The organism is Sphaerotilus sp. (assembly GCF_041083715.1).
Classification (GTDB): Bacteria; Pseudomonadota; Gammaproteobacteria; order Burkholderiales; family Burkholderiaceae_C; genus Sphaerotilus.
Map to the genome: position 1 here is coordinate 1 of NZ_JBFPGY010000328.1, position 19,694 is coordinate 19,694.

A 19,694-nucleotide genomic window follows, 5' to 3' on the forward strand; every position below is an offset into this window, starting at 1 on the left:
CGAGGCGACTGCGCCAGACATGGCCCGGACGATGGACGCGCTGCTGGCGTCGGCCGATGCGTCCCTGTACGAGGCCAAGCGGTCCGGGCGCAACCGTGCCTGTGCACTGCATGCGGATGGCGACGGGTGCCATGGTGTCGTGCTGCCCGGCACGGACCGGACAGTGTGGTGGACGATGACGCCCTGCGCCGGGCCTGACCCGGGCGAGACCCTGAACGGCGGAGATTCACATGTATCTGAAAACGCCTTCCAGACTGGCAGCCCGTCGCCGGCAGTGGCTGGTGTGGCTGCTGGTGGTGCTGGGGCTCGGTCTGTCGATGCTGGCGGCCTGGTTGCAGGGGCAATCGAATCGGAGCCACCTTGATGCCGTGACCCGCCAGGAGGCCCAGCGTGTGGCCACCCAGGTGGCGCAACAGGTGCTGCGGGTGGAGCTGGGGCTGCTCGGGGCCCGCGGGGCGGTGCTGACGGTGGGTTGGGAGGCGCTGACGCGCGAGGCTTTCCTGCGCTACAGCCAGTCGCGCAACATCGATGTCGAGTTTCCGGGCGTGCGCGGCATTGGTGTCATCCGGCGTGTCCGCCGCGCCCAGGAGGCGGATTTCGTCGCGCGGGCCGCAGCCGATGGCTGGCCTTCCTTTGCAGTCCGGGTGCTGGAGCCGCACGACGATGACGACGAGCGCATGGTCATCCAGTACATCGAGCCTGCCGCGCGCAACCGGGAGGCGATTGGCCTGGACATCGGCTCGGAACCCCAGCGACGCGACGCGGCACTCGCTGCCCTGCGCACGGGGCGGGCCACGCTGACCGGCCCGATCACGCTGGTCCAGGCGGTCGGGCAGCCGCGTTCCGGCTTCCTGATGCTCCTGCCGGTCTATCCGGACGCCCGGGTGGCCGCCGATGCGGGACTTCGCGTCGAGCGGGCGCTGGGGTGGACCTACGCACCGCTGGCGGTCCAGGAGGTGCTGGCGCATCTGGACTTCGACGCGCAGGCCTACCGCCTGCGCATTGCCGATGTCGATGCGGCGCGGGTCACGCCGTTCTACGACACCGCGTCAGGTGCCGCCTGGGCGGGCGACGTGCCGCAGGCCCAGGTCGAGACCGCGGTGGCCGGCCGCGTCTGGCAGGTCACGCTGCAGGCGTCGCCGGGCCTGGCTGCGCGCCAGTCTCTGCTCGATCCGCGCTGGGTCGGGCTGGGCGGGATGCTGGTGACGCTGCTGCTGGCCGGGGTGCTGCTGGCCTATCTGCGCGCCGAAGACCATGCGCGGGACCTGCGCGTCGAGCGCGAGCGCCGTGCCGTGGCGCTGCAGACCAGCCGCGATGCCGTGGTGATGGTCGATCCGCAGGGCACGGTGTTCGACTGGAACCAGGGCGCCGAGGCGCTGTTCGGCCATGCCGCGGACGAGATCGTCGGGAAGTCGGCGCTGGAGGTGCTGGTGCCGGCCGAGCAGCTGGCCGATACACGCCAGCTGTTGTCGCGTGCGGCCCGCGGCGAGGCCCTGCCGGCGTTCGACACCCAGCGGCTGGACCGTGCCGGCCGGCGGATCGACGTGTCGGTGCTGATCGTGCCGCTGCGTGATCTGCGCGGGGTGTTCGCCGGACTGGCGCTGTCGATGCGCGACATCCGGCCGTCGAAGCAGGCCGAGCGGGACATCCAGCAGCTCAACGCGACGCTGCAGGAGCGCGCCGTCGCGCTCAGGGCCGCGCTGACCGATGTGCAGAGCACGCTGCACGCCGTGCCGGCACTGATTTCCTACTGGGATGCCTCGTCGGCGCTGGTGCGTGGCAACCTGGCCTGGCACCGCCAGTTCGACGCTGCGGTGGCCGCGCATCCGGGGTTGCGCTGCACCGATCTGTTCGAGCCGCTCTATCCGCTGTTCGGGCGCTGCGTGTCGGCGGCACTGGCGGGCCAGAAGAGTCTGTTCGAATGCGCCTTGCGTGCGCCAGGCGAGGACACGGTCTGGCATGCGCAGGTCGAGTTGCTGCCCGACCTGCGCGACGGCCAGGTGGTCGGCTACCACCTCGTGCTGCAGGACATCACCCAGCAGGCCCTCGACAAGGCCCGGCTCGCCGCGGCGCTGCGCGAGAGCGAGGCCTTCCTGAACACGGTGCACACCCACGCGCTGGTGTCGGTGACCGACCGCTCCGGTGTCCTCCTCGATGCCAATCCGAACTTCTGCCGCATCACCCAGTACAGCCGCGAAGCGCTGATCGGCCAGAACCACCGGATCGTCAACGCTGGCCGCCATTCCCGGGACTTCTGGCTCCGCATGTGGCAGACGATCGGCCGCGGCCGGCCCTGGCGCGGCGAGATCTGCAACCGCGCCCGCGATGGCAGCCTGTACTGGGTGGATGCGATGATCGCGCCGATCCCTGGCGCGGACGGACTGATGGACCGCTTCATCGCCATCGGCACCGACATCACCTCGCGCAAGCGGCTGCAGGCCGAGGTCGATCGGGCCCGCGAGCAGGCCGAGGAGCGTGAGCGTTTCCTGCACGACATCACCGACAAGGTGCCGCTGCGCATCGCCTACGTGGACAGCGCGCTGCGTTTCCGCTTCGTCAACGCCGCGCACTGTGTGCGCTTCGGCCGGTCACGCGAGCAGATCATCGGCCGGACACGGGTCGAACTGACCGGCCAGCCGCTGCCGGCCGCGGTGCAGGCGCATGTCACCGCAGTGCTCGGTGGCCAGCCCCAGCACTACGCCTACGAGGAGATCGACGGGGCCACCGGGCAGCGCACGTACATCGAGGCCCACCTCGTCCCCGACATCGATGCCAGCGGTGAGGTGCGCGGCTTCTACACCGTCAGCAGCGACATCACGGCCCGCCACGAGGCCGAGCGGACGCTGCGCCGCACGATGACCTTGCTGAACTCGGTGCTCGATGCCTCGTCGGAGGTCGCCATCATCGCCACGGACGCCGAGGGCTGCATCCAGGTGTTCAACCGCGGGGCCGAACGCCTGCTGGGTCGGTCGGCCGGGGAGATGGTCGGCCGGCAGTCGCATCTGGCATTCCATGACCGGCCGGAGCTGGACTGTCGCCGCGCTGCCCTGTCCGGAACGCTGGGTCGGCCAGCCACAGTGGCCGATGTCTTCACCGACCCGGCGTGGCTCTGCCGGCCGCGAGAGTGGACGTACGTGCACCGGGACGGGCACCACGTGCCGGTGTCGCTGATCCTGACACCGATGGCGACCGATTCGGGCGGCGTGACCGGCTACCTGGCGGTGGTGATCGACATCACCCGGCGCAAGGAGGTCGAGCAGCGGCTGGAGCAGGCCACCGCCCGCGCCGAGGCGGCCAACCGCGCCAAGAGCGAGTTCCTGGCCAACATGAGCCACGAGATCCGATCGCCGCTGAACGCGGTGCTCGGTCTGACCTACCTGCTGCGCCAGACCGTGCTCAATGCCGAGCAGCGCACCTTCCTCGACCGCATCAAGCTGGCCAGCGACGCGCTGCTGCACACGGTCAACGACGTGCTGGACCTGTCCAAGGTCGAAGCAGGCCAGTTCAGCCTCGTGCAGGCCCCGTTCGACCCGGGCCAGACCGTCTCGGATCTCGTGGCGGTGATGGGGGTGCACGCCCAGGGCAAGCGCCTGCCCATCCGGCTGACGCTGTCGCCGGCGCTGCCGCGCTGCGTGGTGGGCGACGGGATGCGGCTGTCGCAGGTGCTCACCAACCTGCTGTCGAACGCCATCAAGTTCACCGAGCGTGGACAGGTCGATGTCGTCGTCGACTGGCTGCCTGGCGACGGCCAGCAGGGCACAGCGCGGCTGGAGGTTGCGGACACCGGCATCGGCCTGGACGCCGATGCGGTCCAGCGGGTCTTCGAGCCGTTCGTGCAGGCCGACAGCACCACCACGCGCCGCTTCGGCGGCACCGGACTGGGGCTGTCGATCGTCCGGCAACTGGTCGGGCTGATGGGCGGTCGGCTCGGGGTCGACAGCACGCCTGGCGTCGGCAGCACCTTCTGGGCCGAGATTCCGTTCGAGGTGGACGGTGCCGTGCGGCTGCGCCCGGTCGCCGACCGGATGCTGGCAAGCGATGCCCTGGTCGGCCGGACGATCCTGGTCGTCGATGACAGCGACGTCAACCGCGAGGTGGCTCGCCGCATCCTCGAGCGCAAGGGGGCGCGGGTGGTGCTGGCCGAGGACGGGGAGCGGGCCGTGGATGTGATGCGGGCCAACCAGCACGCGGTCGATCTGGTGCTGATGGACATCCACATGCCAGTCATGGACGGCTTCGAGGCGACACGGATCATCCGCCGCACGCTGTGCCGGACCGGTCTGCCGATCCTGGCGCTGACCGCGGGGGTCACCAGCGACGAGCGCGACGGTGCGCAGGCTGCCGGGATGGACGATTTCATCACCAAGCCCTTCGATCCGGACCGGCTGCTGCTGGGCATCGTGGAACGCCTCGGTCTGGAGCTGCCTCCGGACATGACCCCGTCGACGGTGTCTGTGCCGCTGGCCACGTCGGGGTCCGTCTGGCCGGAGATCGCGGGCATCGACATGGACCGCGCGCGCCTGCACCTCAGTCAGGATCTGGTGCTGTTCGGCAGCCTGCTGCGCCGGTTTTTCACGGTCTGCCGGCCGGTGGCGCCTGGAGCGCATCTGGACGACCCGGCGGAACGGGCCCGCGTGGTCCATGACGTGCATCTGCTGAGCGGCAATGCCGGCACGCTGGGCATGACGCGATTGCATGCACTGGCGGCCGAGCTGGAAGCCGGTCTGCGCGAGGGCAGTGCGCCGCAGGCCGGTGCGCTGATCGACGCGATCCTGGAGGAATGGGGCCGGATGCAGCAGGCCAGCGCGGACTTTCTGGCCAATGTGCCAGACCTGGCGGTGCCGGACGAGGCGTGTGCCGATGCCAGCGCGGACATTCCGCCCGATGCGCTGGAGGCGCTGATCGGCTGGCTGAACCGCCGCAACATGCGTGCGACGGCCGCGTTCGCGGCACTGGCGCCGTCCCTGCGGGCCCGGCTGGGTTCGGCGGACTTCACGGCGCTGAAGGAGGCGGTCGACAACCTCCGTTTCGCTCAGGCCGCGGCAGCGCTCTCCGCACTGAGCAAGGGGCTGAACAACCGGTCCTGAACACCGCGCGGCCGGTAGGCACCGACACGCTGGGCGATGGCGCGGATGTGGTCCGGCGTCGTGCCGCAGCAGCCGCCGGCGATGTTCAGGAAGCCGGCCCGGGCGAACTCCTCGACCAGCGCGCCGGTGATCTCCGGCGTCTCGTCGAAGCCGGTGTCGCTCATCGGGTTGGGCAGGCCGGCGTTCGGGTAGCAGGAGATGAAGGTGTCGCCCGCGATGCGCGACAGCTCCTCGATGTAAGGCCGCATCAGCGTGGCACCGAGCGCGCAGTTCAGCCCGATGGCGATCGGCTTCGCATGGCGCACGCTGTTCCAGAACGCGCCCACCGTCTGGCCCGAGAGGATGCGGCCCGAGGCGTCGGTGACGGTGCCGGAGATGATGACGGGCAGGCGCTCGCCGGTGTCTTCCATCAGCTCGTCGAGCGCGAAGATGGCCGCCTTGGCGTTGAGCGTGTCGAAGATGGTCTCGACGAGGAACAGGTCGGCACCGCCATCCAGCAGACCCTTGGCCTGTTCGTAGTACGCCGCGCGCAGTTCGTCGAAGCTGGTGTTGCGGGCACCCGCGTCGTTCACGTCGGGGCTGATGCTGGCCGTGCGAGGTGTCGGGCCGAGGGCGCCTGCGACGAAGCGCGGCTTGTCGGCGGTCGAGAACTGGTCGCAGCAGGCGCGTGCGAGCTTCGCCGCGGCGACGTTCATCTCGCAGGACAGCGGCCCCAGGTCGTAGTCTTCCTGCGCCACGCGGTTCGCGCCGAAGGTGTTGGTCTCGATCATGTCCGCACCCGCGGCCAGGTACTGGCTGTGGATCTCGCTGATCACGTCCGGGCGCGTCAGCACCAGCAGGTCGTTGTTGCCCTTGAGGTCCTTGCCGTGGTCGCGCAGCCGCTCGCCGCGGAAGTCCGCTTCGGTGAGCTTGTAGCGCTGGATCATCGTGCCCATCGCACCGTCGAGGACAACGATGCGCTGGCGCAGCAGCTCGGGCAGCCGGGTGGCGCGGGTGTAGGCGGTGGTGGGGGCAGTCATGGCCCCGGATTGTAGGGAAGTCCTTTTCGCCACAGTTTCAGGCGTGTTCAGCGCATCCCATGCGTAAACCCGTACCGCTCCAGGGATTGCCCGCACAATCTGCAGGTCATTTTCAAGAGGCAATGCCATGAGCTTCATGACCCTTCCCGATACCGGCGCTCCGCGGCGCGACGCCGTGATGCCCTCCCTGGCGGATCTCTGTGCAGACCTGTTCGCCACGGCCATGACCCCCTGGACCTGGGCGACTGTCTGGTGGCAGCCCTGGACGCTGCCGCACATCCGGCTGGAGATGACTCCGGACGCCACCGCGCCCGAATCGGCTCCCGACGCCTCGGCGGTGATCGACGATCTCACGCGCATCGAAGGCATCGGCCCCAAGATCGCGCTCAAGCTGGGCGAGGCGGGGATCACGGCGTTTGCGGCGCTGGCGGCGACGCCGGTCGAGCGACTGGAAGCACTGATGGCCAGCGCCGGCGCGCGCTTCAAGCTGGCCCGCCCGCAGACCTGGCCCGAGCAGGCAACGCTGCTGGCCGCCGGAGACGAGGCGGGATTCGCCGCCTTGGCTGCCCGCTTGAAGGGCGGTGTGCGCGCCTGAACGGCGGCGCGGTGGAGTTCAGTGCATGAACCCCATGCTGCGACGCTCGCGCACCTGCGGTTTCACCCGGTGCTCGCCCTCGATCTGCGACAGGAACTCGTCCGGCCCGAAGGTCTCGCCAAGGATGTCCACCTGCCGCTTGACGGCAGCGAAGTCGCCGCACGCCAGCTGGTCGAGCACCCCCAGCCGCTGACGCTGCTCGCCGGTCAGGCGGGTGACATCACCGCCCAGGGCCTCGGCCACGAACATGCGCACGCGCTGCTCGCCGGTCAGCGGGTTGAAGCGGATCTTGAACGTGAAACGCCGCAGGGCCGCCTCGTCCAGTTCCTCGAACAGGTTGGTCGTGCAGATGAAGACGCCGCCGAAGCGCTCCATGCCCTGCAGCATCTCGTTGACCTCGGTGACTTCGTAGGTGCGCTCTGCGCGCTTGCGGCTGCGCAGGAAGCTGTCGGCCTCGTCGAGCAGCAGCACGGCCTGCTCGGACTTTGCCTCGTTGAACATCCGGGCCATGTTCTGTTCGGTCTCGCCGACGAACTTGCTGACCAGGTCACTCGCCTGCCGGATCATCAGCGGGCGGCCGAGTTCACGGGCGATGTGTTCGGCCAGCGCGGTCTTGCCGGTGCCTGGCGCGCCGTGGAAGCACAGCGCGCCGTGGCCACGGCGCTTGAGCGCGTCGACGATGCGCGGCATCTCGAAGCGGCTCTCGATGTTGAGCAGGCTGAGGTCGTAGGTCGTCACCGCGGGGCGCCCGGCCGGACTGGCATGTTCGACATTGCCCAGCGCCAGGTCGGCGTGGGCGATCTGGCGCTCGATCAGGCCCTCGATCGACTGCAGCGGTGCGGCCCCCTGCGCATCTCCGATCAGCCGGGCGAAGCGCACAGCGGTGCGGATCTGCGCCGGCGTGAGCGCCTTGCGCTGCGTGAGCCGCTCGATGAACTCGGCACTGACGGTGGCGTCGCCGAGCGCACGCAGCACCAGCGCCTCGCGGGCGCCGGGCGGCGGCGAGGTCAGCTCCAGGTGGTACTGGAAGCGGCGACGGAAGGCCGGGTCGATCTGCTCGATGCGGTTGGTCACCCAGACCACCGGCACCGGGTTGGTTTCCAGGATCTGGTTGACCCAGGCCTTGCCGTTCACGCAGGAGCTGCTGCCGTGGCTGGCGTCGGTGCTGTCCATGCGCGCCATGAGCTGCGCCGCATCGGACGAGATCGGCGGGAACACATCCTCCACTTCGTCGAACAGCAGCGCCACGTTCGGGCTGGCCTTCAGGAAGACCTGGCTGATCTGCAGCGAGCGGTAGCGGTCGCGGCCGGAGAGCGAGTTGCCGTCGCGGTCGGCATATTCGACCTCGTACAGCTCCAGCCCGGCCGTCTGCGCGACGACCCGGCCGAGTTCGGTCTTGCCGGTGCCGGGCGGGCCGTACATCAGCACGTTCACGCCTGCCTCGCGCCGCTCGACCGCGTTCTTCAGCAGCGCGATCAGCACGTCCACCTCCTCGCCGACGAAGTGGAAGTCGGCCGGCGTCAGCTCGCTCTTGGTCGCGGGCCGCGTGAACACCGCCATCAGGTCCTGCGGGTCGCGGTACTCGCGCATCAGCACCGGCGGCAACTGGTCCGACACCTTCATCAGGTCGGCGAGGTCGGTGATGTTGTGCTCGGAGATCAGGTTCTCGATCATGCCGATGCGCTCCAGCCGCGAGCCGGCGCGCAGGGCTTCGGCCACGTCGCGCTGGTCCACGCCGGCCACCTCGGCGATGGTCGCGTAGGCCTCCTGTGCGCTCGACACCTTGAACTCGACCAGCAGCCCGCGCAGATCGCGCTGGTAGCGGGCGAGGGTGCCGTAGAGGATCAGCGCCCGCTCGGCCGGGTTGAGCTGCAGCAGGCCAGCGAGCACCTCGACGTTCTTCTCGACCAGCGTGGCGCTCTCGCGGAGGTGCTGGCCGAGCCACTCGCCGGTGGTGCCGAGAACCGCCATCAGGTCCTTGGGCGCGTCCTTGACGTACTCGTCGAGGTAGAAGAAGAGGGTGCCTTCCTCGTAGGGGCCGCGCCACCAGCCGTGCTTTTCGAGGAAGGACGCGTCGTCCAGCGCTTCATGGCCTGTCCATGCATCGTGCTCCTTGACGCGGCGACCGAGGAATTCGCGCAGCCGGCCCAGCACGGTGACCGGCCAGACCAGGTGCCGCGCGGTGAGCGCGAGCAGGCTGTTCCAGTCGCGCCGGCCGGCGAACCGACCGGCCTGGCGCAGCGTGAGCGTCAGGACGAAGTGCGAACACAGCTGGTCGAGCACGGGTGCGTCCTGCAGGCCGGGCGAGAGCAGCACGGGTGCGCCGCCGGTGCGGCTGCGAGAGCGGCGGACAGTCTGCCTGGACACTTCCTTGCGCATGCAAGCTCCTCGGGATCGTTCGGGTGGACGGTTCGGGGACGGACAAAGACGGAGCCATCTTCGCGCCAAGTGCCAGCCTCATGCAAGTTGCGGATACGTGCGGTGACATGCGCGGCGCAATCGGCCGCGCATCGGCTCAGTGCAGCACGACCGGGTGGTGGGCCAGTGTGGTGTAGCCAGCCAGGAAATCGTCGATGCGCGCCTCGTCATCGGTCTGGCTGATGAGGTACTCGACGCCCGCCTGGAAGTGGTCGGCCAGCAGTCCGCCCAGGTAGATCTCACGCCGGCTGGTCTTGTCGACGATCTCGAATCCCTGACCTGCCGCGGTGTTGCCGGCGAAGCGCATGACGGCGAAGTTTTCCGAGTTGTAGAGCATGTGCATGGTGCAGTCCTCCTGGCGTTGGTGGGGGGGGCAGGTGGGGCGGTGACCGGTGGTTTCAAGTGTCCGGCGCTGGCGTCAGGTGGGTTGCAGTCCGTCGAGGGTCAGCTCCAGCGGATCTCCGGACGGCTCGGTGAGCTGGATGCGCACGGGCCAGTGCTGCTGGCGGGCGTCGATCCAGACTTCGGCCCGGGTGTCGCGTGGGCCGTCGGGTTCGCGGCGCAGGTGCCACAGGCCGGTGGCGTCCTGGCCTTCGATGGTGAACACCCAGCGCTGCACGTCGCCGCCGGTGCTGGCCACGTCCATCGCGAGGCTGCTGCCGGGGCGCCAGTCACCGTCCGGCGGCGAGGCCATGCGGGTGGCGAGCTGCGCGATCCAGCTCAGCCGGTCCTGCGCACCGGGGCGCAGCGGTTCGTCCCCTTCGCGGGCCGAAAACAGGATGCGCGGCGGCCCCTGGTCGCGCACGAAGCTGACCGCCCGTTCGCTGCGCTGCAGGCGGCGTTCGGTGTGGCGCAGGGGCGCCAGGCCGCTGGCATCGAGTCGGCCCTCGCTGGTTTCCAGGAAGATCTGCCCGAACACGGGCACCCGTGCTTCCAGGCGCATCCGGTAGGTGTCGCCGTCGCGCAGCCAGTCGATCCTGCCGGTGCCCGACAGGGGACCCTTCTTCATGCGGTAGTGCAACTGCACCGACGGTGGCGTGGTCAACGCGATCGAGGCCGCTGCGGCGGGTGTCGGGCGGGTGGCGCCGGTACCGGGCGTCGCCCGCGCGAGCAAGTGCGGCGCGGGTTCAGCGTCGGCCTCCGGGGTGGCGTCCACCGGATGGGGTTCGGCGCGGGTCTCCGCGGCGGCTGTGGTCCGTGCCGAGGCGAGCGGGGTGGCTGGCGCCTTGGCCACCGCGGCTGGTGTCCGCTGGGGGCGGGGCTTGGCCGGCTGGGTGGCCACGGTGCGCAGGTCAGACCGGTCCCCGGACAGGGCCACCGCAGCACGGCGCACTTCCGGCATCGGTGGTGCTGGTGGTGCGGGCCGCGTGGTGATGACCATCGGCCAGGGCGGTGCGGCCTCCTCGGTCGCCATCGGCAGGCTCCAGGCATCGATCACCCAGAGATGCCCGCCGAGTACCGCTGCCAGCGTCAGCGCCAGACCCAGCACCGGGCGCACGCCGCCGGGGCGCCGCACAGGGTGGGTGGCGGGCACAGTGCGCGGACGGGAGCGGGCAGCGGGCATGGTCGCAATCTACATCGGATCGTTGAAGGCCCGTCCTCAACGTGCGAGCGGGTGGCTGCGGTGACAGGCGCACAGGCTGCATGCCATCATCGCCGCATGAAACTCGCGACCTACAGGGACGGCTCCCGCGACGGCCAGCTCGTGGTGGTGTCCTCCGACCTCACGCAGGCCCACCATGCCAGCGGCATCGTGACCCGGATGCAGCAACTGCTCGACGACTGGAATTTTCTCGCCCCGCAGCTGCAGGACCTGGCCCGCACGCTGGCGCAGGGCAAGGCGCGGCACGCCTTTCCCTTCGAGCCGCGCCTGTGCATGGCGCCGCTGCCGCGCGCGTTCCGGCTGGTCGAGGCGCAGCCGCCAGCTGCCCGCGAGCTGGCAGGAGATGCCATGGCCGGTGCGCACGATGCGCTGTCGTTCGATGCGAACGAGGGGCACGGCGAGGTGTCGGCGATCGACTTCGGCGCGCAGCTGGCGGTGGCGCTCGGCGATGTGCCCCGGGGCGCAGGCGAAGACCAGGCGCGCGACGGTGTGCGCCTCGTGCTGCTCGGCAACCACTGGCAGCGCCGGCGCCCGGACCAGGGCGTGCGGGGGGCCTTGTCGATGGCCTGGGCGCCCGTGGCGGTCACCCCGGACGAGCTGGGACGCGCCTGGCACCGCGGGCGGCTGGCGCTGACGGTGCGCACGGTCGTCGGGGACCGTGCGCTGGCGCCGGTCGAGACCGCCAAGGTCGGCACGCCAGACGCCGGGGTGCTGATCGCTCAGCTGGCGCGGCACCGGGCGGTGTCGGCGGGGACTCTGCTGGCACTGCCGGGCCTGCCCCGCACAGCGCTGGAGAACACGCCAGCCCTGGAGCCGGTGACCATCGAGGTCTTCGACGCACAGGGCCAGTCGGTGTTCGGCGCGATCCGCCAGCCGAACCGGAACGCCGTGGAGCCGGTGTTCCCGGGATGACCATGGCCATGCCGCGTGGATGGCCCCGCTGGGGGATGGGATTCGTCTGGGCCTGGTGTGCCGCGGCGGCGCAGGCCGGCACGGCGGATCCGGCGCCGGATTGTCCGCCCGCGCCCGTGCCCTTCAGCGCGGCTGAACTGCAGGCTGCCGAGCAGGTGCCGCAGGACCATGGCCTGCTGTGGCGCATCGAGAAGGGCGGGCGCGTGTCGTACCTGTACGCGACGATCCACCTCGCCCGCCGCGAATGGGCGCTGCCGGGACCGCAGGTGCGGGCCGCGATTCAGGCCGCCGACCGGGTGGCCTTCGAGCTGAACCTGCTGGATCCCGACGTGCTCCACCGGCTGCAGCGCGCGGCGCAGAGGCGCCCCGGTGCGCCGCATCTGCCCGCCCAGGAGGCCCGGCAGATCGAGCGTGCCGCGCACCAGGCCTGTGTCCACGGTGGCCTCGACGGGCTGCGGCCCGAGCTGCAGGTGGTCACGCTGGTGTCCCTGGCGCTGCGCCGGGAAGGGCTGGATCCTGCCTGGGGCATCGACACCGGGCTGATGCGCCGGGCCCATGACCTGGGCCTGCCGATCGAGTCGCTGGAAACCCCCGAGCAGCAGATGGCGCTGATGGTGCACGACGCGCCTGCCGTGGCGCTGGCCGCCGTCCGGCAGGGTCTGCAGGAGCTGGACAGCGAGACCTCGCGCACAGTGGTGCAGCGTCTGGTCGCCGACTGGGCCGGTGCCCGGCTGGACGATCTGGAGGAATTCGGCCGCTGGTGCGGCTGCCTGGACACGGAATCCGACCGCGCACAGCACCACGCCACCGTCGACGCCCGCAACCCTGCGATGGCCGACCGCATCGCCGCCCTCCACCAGCGCGGGCACACGGTGTTCGCCGCCGTTGGCGCGCTGCACATGATCGGTCCGACCGGCTTGCCGCAGCAGATGGCACGCCGTGGATTCAGCGTCGACTACATCCCGCTCGATCGGCAGTGACACTGCAGGCATCGCTCGGCACAATGGGCTGGCAGCGCGCGACTGCCGCCCCGTACCACCGCATTGATCCCGAGGCCCACAAGATGTCCGATCCCACTTCCCTTACCGACACGTTCAGCAAGTTCGTTCCTGGTTTCGAGTTCCTGCAGGGACTGGTCAAGAACGCCGGGCAGACGCTGCCCAGCATCGGGCAGTGGGTGGCGCCCACGCTCGATCCGGAGGAGCTGGACCGCCGCATCAACGAGCTGCGCACGGTGCAGTTCTGGCTCGACCAGAACGCCCGCATGATCGGCACCACCGTGCAGGCGCTCGAAGTGCAGCGCATGACGCTGGGCACCCTCAAGACCATGAATGTGCAGATGGGCGATCTCGGCGAGGCGCTCAAGATGCGCTCGATGGCCGATGTGTTCCAGTCGGCGCCACCGGCTCCTGCGCAAGCGGAAACACCGGCTCCTGCACCTGAGCCTGCACCCGAGCCCGCGGCAGATGCGGGGGCTTCGGCGGCGGTCGATCCGATGCAGTGGTGGGGTGCGCTCACCCAGCAGTTCACGCAGCTGGCCACGCAGGCCATGCAGGCCACCTCCGACGCCACGACCGAGGCGCAGGCGCGTGCCGCCGAGGCCCTCAAGGCCACGGTGACCACCGCCACGGAAACCGTGGCGCCTCCGAAGAAGACGGCAGCCCGCAAGGCGGCCCCGAAACCCGCCGTTCCGGCCCCAGCGCCTGCCCCCGCCCCCAAGGCCGCACCAGCCAGGAAGGCCCCTGCCCGCAAGTCCGCCAAGGGCTGAGCTGGCATTGCTGCGCCTCGATCGCTGATCCATGCACACCTTTCTCACTGCCCACGCCACCCATCCCGACGCGCACATGGCGCTGGCGCTGGTGGCGGCCCAGATCGATGCCCAGCGGGCGTCGCTGCCCTCTTCGGCCGACGGCCCCGACACGTTCGCGCTGGGGCTGGTCTACATCACCGACCACTACGCACCGCAGGCCGAGTCGCTGCTGGCCGAGCTGCGCCAGCGCTGGCCGCGGGTGTCGTGGGTCGGCGGCGTGGGCATTGGTGTGGCGGTCAGCGGGGTCGAATACTTCGACGAGCCTGCGCTGGTGCTGATGCTGGCCGATCTGCCGCCGGGCAGCTTCGAGCTGTACAGCGGCGAGCGGCCGCTGGTGCGCAGCGACGTTCACACCGCGCTGGTGCATGGCGATGGCCAGACGCCGGACATGGGCGAGCTGATCGTCGAGCTGTCGCAGCGCATCGCCAGTGGCTACCTCTTCGGCGGGCTGATGGCTTCGCGCGGGCGCAGCGTGCAGTTCTGCGCGCCAGCGGTGGCGGCAGGATCGGCCGCGCTGTCCGGGGTCTACGAGGGGGGCGTCTCGGGCGTGGCATTCACGCGCGAAGTCGGGCTGCTGTCGCGGGTGTCGCAGGGGTGCCAGCCGATCGGACCGGTGCGCCAGGTGGACGAGGCCCGCGACCACATCGTCGCAGTGCTGGACGGGCAGTCGGCGCTGTCGTGCCTGCTCCATGACCTGGACATCGACCTCGACCAGCCGCGCGAGGCCGTGCCACGCCTGCGCGCGACGCTGGTCGGGCTGACGGATGCGCAGGACGACGTGTTCAGCCGCGGCAGCCAGTTCGGCAGCGACACCCGTGTGCGGCACCTGATCGGGCTGGACCCGTTGCACCAGGCCGTGGCGGTGGCTGCCCAGGTCGAGCCGGGCATGAAACTCACGTTCTGTGCCCGCCATCCCGAGGCGGCCCGGCGCGACCTGATGCGCATCTGCGCCGAGATCCGCGAGGAGCTGAGCCCCGATTCCGACGATGGCGGTGCACCTGCCCGGCGCATCGCCGGCGCGGTCTACGTGAGTTGTTCCGGGCGGGGCGGACCGCATTTCGGTGGTCCGTCCGCCGAGATGCAGATCGTGCGCCACGCACTGGGCGACGTGCCGCTGGTCGGTTTTTTCGCCGGCGGCGAGATTGCACGGCATCATCTGTACGGATACACCGCCGTCCTGACGGTCTTTCTGCATTCTTCTTGACCGATGGGCACTGGAATGGCGCTCCCGACCCATTACAGTGCGGCCTCATCGATGAGGCGGCCGCTCGGGCTGCCCACCCTTGCTGGAGAAGTTTTCCGATGAACGCCCCCTTGCCGCAGGACGCACTGGCCGCCACAGGCCCGGCCGATGGCGGCGCGAGTGCCGATCTGCCCGACCGCCGGCAACGACAGAGCCGGCTGGTCCAGGCCCTGGCGTCCGTGCTGCCTGCCCACGCCCTGCTGTGGCAGGCCGAGGACACGATCCCCTACGAGTGCGACGGCCTGACCGCCTACCGTGCCCAGCCGATGGCGGTGGCGCTGCCCGAGACCGAAGAGCAGGTCGCCAACGTGCTGCGTGCCTGCCGGCGGCTGGAGGTGCCGGTCGTTGCGCGTGGCGCGGGCACCGGCCTGTCCGGCGGCGCCACGCCGCACCGCGACGGCCTGACCCTGTCGCTGGCCCGCTTCAGTCGCATCCTGAAGATCGACCCGCGCGAGCGCACCGCCGTCGTGCAGTGCGGGGTGCGCAACCTCGCCATCAGCGAGGCGGCGGCGCCGTTCGGCCTGTACTACGCGCCGGATCCGTCCAGCCAGATCGCCTGCACCATCGGCGGCAACGTGGCCGAGAACTCGGGCGGCGTGCACTGTCTGAAGTACGGCCTGACGCTGCACAACGTGCTGAAGGTGCGCGGCTACACCGTCGAGGGCGAGCCGGTCGAGTTCGGCAGCGCCGCGCTGGATGCACCAGGGCTCGACCTGCTGAGCGTGGTCATCGGCAGCGAGGGCATGCTCGCGGTGATCACCGAGGTCACCGTCAAGCTCGTGCCGCGTCCGCAGATCGCGCGCTGCATCATGGCCAGCTTCCCCACCGTCGAGACGGCCGGCGATGCGGTGGCCGAGGTGATTGCCGCCGGCATCATCCCCGCCGGACTGGAGATGATGGACAAGCCGATGACCGCCGCGGTCGAGGACTTCGTGCACGCCGGCTACGACCTGGAAGCTGCGGCCATCCTGCTCTGCGAGAGCGATGGCACCACCGAGGAGGTCGAGGAGGAAATCGGCCGGATGACCGAGGTGCTGCGCCGCTGCGGTGCGAGCCGGCTCGAAGTCAGCCGGGACGAGGCGCAGCGGCTGAAGTTCTGGTCCGGGCGCAAGAACGCCTTCCCGGCGTCCGGCCGCATCAGCCCGGACTACCTGTGCATGGACTCCACCATCCCGCGCCGGCGCCTGGCCGACATGCTGCGCGCCATCGCCGAGATGGAGTTCCGCCACGACCTGCGCTGCTGCAACGTCTTCCACGCCGGCGACGGCAACCTGCACCCGCTGATCCTGTTCGATGCCAGCCGCCCCGGTGAGCTGGAGCGGGCCGAGGCCTTCGGCGCCGAGATCCTGGAGACCAGCGTCGCCATGGGCGGCACGATCACCGGCGAGCACGGCGTCGGGGTCGAGAAACTCAATTCCATGTGCGTGCAGTTCGCCCCCGAAGAGCGCGAGATGATGCTGGCGGTGAAGCGGGCGTTCGACGCACCCGGCCTGCTCAACCCGGGCAAGGTGATTCCTTCCCTCCACCGCTGCGCCGAGTACGGAAGAATGCATGTGAAGCGCGGTCTGCTGCCTTTCAGCGAACTGCCCCGTTTCTGATTCCTGATCCTGTTCCTGACCACCACACACCCATGAGCAAGGCCCTCGACAGCCTGATCGAACGCGTACGCGTCGCCCGCGAGGCCCGCGGCAGCCTCGCCATCCGTGGCACGGGCACCAAGTCCTTCTACGGCGAGCCCATCCAGGGCCAGCTGCTCGATGTGCGGGGCCTGACGGGCATCACGCGCTACGAGCCCAGCGAACTGGTCATGACCGTGCGCGGTGGCACGCCCATCGCCGAGGTCGAGGCCGAACTCGCCCGCCGCAACCAGTACCTCGCCTTCGAGCCGCCGCGCTACCCCGACACCGAGCGCCCCGGCCAGCGTGGCGGCACGATCGGCGGCATGGTGGCGACCGGCCTGTCCGGGCCGTCCCGTGCGGCCATGGGCAGCGTGCGCGACTACGTGCTGGGCATGACGATGCTCACCGGCAAGGCCGAGGTGCTGACCTTCGGCGGGCAGGTGATGAAGAACGTCGCGGGCTACGACGTGTCCCGCATGGTCACGGGCTCGCTGGGCATCCTCGGGGTGGTCTGCGAGGTGTCGCTGAAGGTGATGCCCACGCCGTCCTACACCAGCACGCTGCGCTTCGACTGCTCGGAGGGCGAGGCGCTCGACCTGATGCAGCGCTGGGCCGGCCAGCCGCTGCCGGTCAACGCGACCGCATGGTGGCAGGGCGCGCTGGTCGTGCGCCTGTCCGGTGCGACGACCGCGGTGGCCGCGGCCAACCAGAAGATGGGCGGCGAGCCGATCGACAACGTGCTGGCGCAGCGCTTCTGGCTGGGCATGCGCGACCAGACCGACGACTTCTTCGTCGAGGCCCGCCGTGCCCTGGCCGACGGTGCGGCGCTGTGGCGGCTGTCGGTGCCGTCCGGCGCACCGCCGCTGCCGCTGCCGGGCGACCAGCTCATCGACTGGGGCGGCGCACAGCGCTGGTGGGTCACGCGCGAGCCGGCGGCCCGCGTGCGCCAGATCGCTGCGCAGGCGGGCGGCCACGCCACGCTGTTCCGTGCCCGGGACAAGGCTGCATCGTCCAACGGCCTGGGGGTGTTCGCGCCGCTGAAGCCGCCGCTCGACCGCATCCACCAGGAACTCAAGCAGGCCTTCGATCCCGATGGCGTGTTCAACCCGGGGCGTCTCTACCCGGGACTCTGAGCCAGCATGCAAACCGACCTCGCACCTGAATTCAAGGGCACGCCCGACGGCGACCGTGCCGAAGAGATCCTGCGCCGCTGCGTGCACTGCGGCTTCTGCACCGCCACCTGTCCGACCTACCAGCTGCTGGGCAACGAGCTGGACGGCCCGCGCGGCCGCATCTACCTGATCAAGCAGGTGATGGAGGGCCACGAGCCCACCCGCAAGACCCAGCTCCACCTGGACCGCTGCCTGACCTGCCGCAGCTGCGAGACGACCTGCCCGTCGGGTGTCGAATACGGCGCGCTGGTCGAGATCGGCCGGCGTGTGGTGGATGCCAAGGTGGAGCGCCCGCGCGCCGACCGTGGCGTGCGCTGGATGCTGCGCGAAACGATGACCTCGCCCAGCTTCGGCCCGATGCTGAAAATGGGGCAGAACGTGCGTGCGCTGCTGCCGGGCATGCTCAAGAACAAGGTGCCGCCCAAGCCGAGTGCGGCCGCGATGGCCCACGCCCAGCGCTGGCCCACGCGCGAGCACCGCCGCAAGGTGCTGATGCTGCAGGGCTGTGTCCAGCCGACGCTGGCGCCCAACATCAACAGCGCCACCGCCCGCGTGCTCGACGCCTGCGGCGTGCAGACGCTGGTGTCGGACGAGGCCGGCTGCTGCGGCGCCGTGCGCGACCACCTCGGCGACCACGAGGGCGCGCTGACCGACATGCGCCGCAACATCGACGCCTGGTGGCCCAAGGTCGAGGGGCTGGGCGGCGTCGAGCCGGTCGAGGCGATCGTGTTCAATGCCTCCGGCTGCGGCCTGTCGGTCAAGGACTATGGCCACGCACTGGCGCACGACCCGGCCTACGCCGAGAAGGCTGCCCGCATCAGCGCCTCGGCGCGTGACCTGTCCGAACTGCTGCCGACGCTGATCGGCCCGCTCAAGTCCGCCATGGGCCAGCGCCGCGCCCGCGGTGTGCTGGCCTACCACCCACCGTGCACGTTGCAGCACGGCCAGAAACTGCGCGGGGGCGTCGAGGCAGCGATGGCCGAGATCGGCTTCGAGGTGCACCTGCCGACGCAGGACAGCCACCTGTGCTGCGGCTCGGCCGGCACGTATTCCGTGCTCCAGCCCGAGATCGCCTACCAGCTGCGCGACCGCAAGGTGCAGACGCTCGAAGCGCGGCAACCCAGCGTCATCATCTCCGGCAACATCGGCTGCATCCAGCACCTGCAGTCCGGCACGCAGCTGCCGGTGAAGCACTGGGTCGAGGTGATCGACGAGGTGCTCGCCGCCGGGTGAGGGCGATGGGCACGGCGGGCCTCACGTCGGGCTGCGTTCCCGCCAGCGGGTGAACCAGTCGCCGAAGCTGGCGCCTTCCAGTGCCCGCTCGCCGGTGTCGTGCCACACCGTGATGACCTGACCGACCGTGCCGCCTTCGGCCGGGGCGAGGTCGATGCACCGGTGGTTGCCGCTGCCATCGTGCGTGAACGGGATCCAGCGCGGGTTCCACCAGTCGCCGCGCACGCCCGGCGCCGGTGACGGGCGCCGGGCCTTGAACCGGCCCGCGTCGTGCAGTTGCTGCCAGATCTGCCACTGCGCGAACACGTTCTGTGTCGAGAGGAACTCCTGCCCGTCGAACAGTCCGTCCGCCAGTCCGCGCTGGCCGTTGTGCTGCTGCAGCACCTGCACGTAGTCCGCGGGCAACGTGGCGCCGAGCTGCTGTGCCAGCGCGGCGATGTCGGCATCGGTGGCCGGTGGGTTCAGGTCATCGAGCAGGGGCCAGCGGAGGTCCATGGCTAGACGCCCCGGGCGCGATCGGCCTTGAACTGTGCCTGGAATGCCGCGAACTCGCCGGCATCCAGCGCGTTGCGGACCTCCTGCATCAGGTTCAGGTAGTAGTGCAGGTTGTGGATGCTGGTGAGCATCGGGCCGAGCATCTCGCCACAGCGGTCGAGGTGGTGCAGGTAGGCGCGGCTGAAGTTCTGGCAGGTGTGGCACGCGCAGGTCATGTCGAGCGGGCCTTCGTCCGACTTGTGACGCGCGTTGCGGATCTTCAGGTCGCCGAAGCGGGTGAAGAGGTGGCCGTTGCGGGCGTTGCGGGTCGGCATCACGCAGTCGAACATGTCCACGCCGCAGGCCACGCCTTCCACCAGATCCTCGGGTGTCCCGACGCCCATCAGGTAGCGCGGCTTCTGGCTCGGCAGCAGGTGCGGCGTGTGGCGCATGATCCGCAGCATCTCGTCCTTCGGCTCGCCCACCGAGACGCCGCCGATGGCGTAGCC

The 19,694-nt window shown here is 70.2% G+C and carries 15 protein-coding genes; 9 read left to right on the forward strand and 6 right to left on the reverse strand.

Features of this window, described 5'->3' with window-relative positions; all coding sequences use genetic code 11:
- The first annotated feature begins 230 nt into the window (after positions 1 to 230).
- Positions 231 to 5,087 carry a CHASE domain-containing hybrid sensor histidine kinase/response regulator gene (locus AB3X43_RS15265; protein ID WP_369430719.1) on the forward strand — a complete coding sequence of 1,619 codons (4,857 nt, stop codon included), beginning with the start codon at positions 231 to 233 and terminating at the stop codon, positions 5,085 to 5,087.
- Here the strand turns inward: AB3X43_RS15265 and AB3X43_RS15270 are convergent.
- Positions 5,033 to 6,106, reverse strand: a complete 1,074-nt coding sequence (locus tag AB3X43_RS15270; RefSeq protein ID WP_369430720.1) for a homocysteine S-methyltransferase family protein — start codon at positions 6,104 to 6,106, stop codon at positions 5,033 to 5,035. The two genes, AB3X43_RS15265 and AB3X43_RS15270, sit on opposite strands and share 55 nt — an antisense overlap.
- 136 nt (positions 6,107 to 6,242) lie before the next feature.
- On the opposite strand from AB3X43_RS15270, the gene AB3X43_RS15275 reads away from it, so the two are divergent.
- The gene (locus AB3X43_RS15275; protein ID WP_369430721.1) at positions 6,243 to 6,701 is read left to right on the forward strand and encodes a helix-hairpin-helix domain-containing protein; all 459 of its coding nucleotides are present in this window, start codon (positions 6,243 to 6,245) and stop codon (positions 6,699 to 6,701) included.
- A gap of 18 nt (positions 6,702 to 6,719) precedes the next feature.
- Here AB3X43_RS15275 and AB3X43_RS15280 read toward each other — a convergent pair whose 3' ends face one another.
- From AB3X43_RS15280 to AB3X43_RS15290, 3 genes are all read right to left on the reverse strand, one after another.
- A complete protein-coding gene (locus tag AB3X43_RS15280; RefSeq protein ID WP_369430722.1) occupies positions 6,720 to 9,080 on the reverse strand; it encodes an ATP-binding protein in 2,361 nt (786 codons plus the stop codon).
- 136 nt (positions 9,081 to 9,216) lie between these two features.
- On the reverse strand, positions 9,217 to 9,462 hold the full coding sequence (locus AB3X43_RS15285) for a BTH_I0359 family protein (RefSeq protein ID WP_338414627.1): 246 nt from the start codon (positions 9,460 to 9,462) through the stop codon (positions 9,217 to 9,219).
- A 75-nt stretch (positions 9,463 to 9,537) separates the two neighbouring features.
- Positions 9,538 to 10,683 (reverse strand): DUF3108 domain-containing protein, encoded by a 1,146-nt coding sequence (locus tag AB3X43_RS15290; RefSeq protein ID WP_369430723.1) that lies wholly within the window; start codon positions 10,681 to 10,683, stop codon positions 9,538 to 9,540.
- A 96-nt stretch (positions 10,684 to 10,779) separates the two neighbouring features.
- Between AB3X43_RS15290 and AB3X43_RS15295 the strand changes: the two genes are divergently transcribed.
- The 7 genes from AB3X43_RS15295 to glcF all read left to right on the forward strand — a co-directional run bounded on the left by AB3X43_RS15295 (position 10,780) and on the right by glcF (position 18,711).
- Positions 10,780 to 11,634, forward strand: coding sequence for a fumarylacetoacetate hydrolase family protein (locus tag AB3X43_RS15295; protein ID WP_369430724.1), 855 nt, complete (start codon positions 10,780 to 10,782; stop codon positions 11,632 to 11,634).
- Complete coding sequence (locus tag AB3X43_RS15300) at positions 11,631 to 12,614, forward strand: TraB/GumN family protein (protein WP_369430725.1); 984 nt, start codon at positions 11,631 to 11,633, stop codon at positions 12,612 to 12,614. Before AB3X43_RS15295 ends, AB3X43_RS15300 begins: the two co-directional genes overlap by 4 nt.
- Positions 12,615 to 12,697: 83 nt before the next feature.
- A complete protein-coding gene (locus AB3X43_RS15305; RefSeq protein WP_369430726.1) occupies positions 12,698 to 13,402 on the forward strand; it encodes a PhaM family polyhydroxyalkanoate granule multifunctional regulatory protein in 705 nt (234 codons plus the stop codon).
- 31 nt (positions 13,403 to 13,433) lie between these two features.
- Positions 13,434 to 14,648 carry an FIST signal transduction protein gene (locus AB3X43_RS15310; RefSeq protein WP_369430727.1) on the forward strand — a complete coding sequence of 405 codons (1,215 nt, stop codon included), beginning with the start codon at positions 13,434 to 13,436 and terminating at the stop codon, positions 14,646 to 14,648.
- A 98-nt stretch (positions 14,649 to 14,746) separates the two neighbouring features.
- The gene (locus tag AB3X43_RS15315) at positions 14,747 to 16,285 is read left to right on the forward strand and encodes an FAD-linked oxidase C-terminal domain-containing protein (protein ID WP_369430728.1); all 1,539 of its coding nucleotides are present in this window, start codon (positions 14,747 to 14,749) and stop codon (positions 16,283 to 16,285) included.
- Between the two features lie 32 nt (positions 16,286 to 16,317).
- Positions 16,318 to 17,439 carry a glycolate oxidase subunit GlcE gene (glcE, locus tag AB3X43_RS15320; protein WP_369430729.1) on the forward strand — a complete coding sequence of 374 codons (1,122 nt, stop codon included), beginning with the start codon at positions 16,318 to 16,320 and terminating at the stop codon, positions 17,437 to 17,439.
- Between the two features lie 6 nt (positions 17,440 to 17,445).
- Positions 17,446 to 18,711 (forward strand): glycolate oxidase subunit GlcF, encoded by a 1,266-nt coding sequence (glcF, locus tag AB3X43_RS15325; protein ID WP_369430730.1) that lies wholly within the window; start codon positions 17,446 to 17,448, stop codon positions 18,709 to 18,711.
- A 21-nt stretch (positions 18,712 to 18,732) separates the two neighbouring features.
- Here glcF and AB3X43_RS15330 read toward each other — a convergent pair whose 3' ends face one another.
- Positions 18,733 to 19,206 carry an SMI1/KNR4 family protein gene (locus tag AB3X43_RS15330; protein WP_369430731.1) on the reverse strand — a complete coding sequence of 158 codons (474 nt, stop codon included), beginning with the start codon at positions 19,204 to 19,206 and terminating at the stop codon, positions 18,733 to 18,735.
- Positions 19,207 to 19,208: 2 nt separating this feature from the next.
- Positions 19,209 to 19,694 (reverse strand): tRNA-guanine transglycosylase (locus AB3X43_RS15335; RefSeq protein WP_369430732.1); only part of this gene is annotated, 486 nt, incomplete at its 5' end.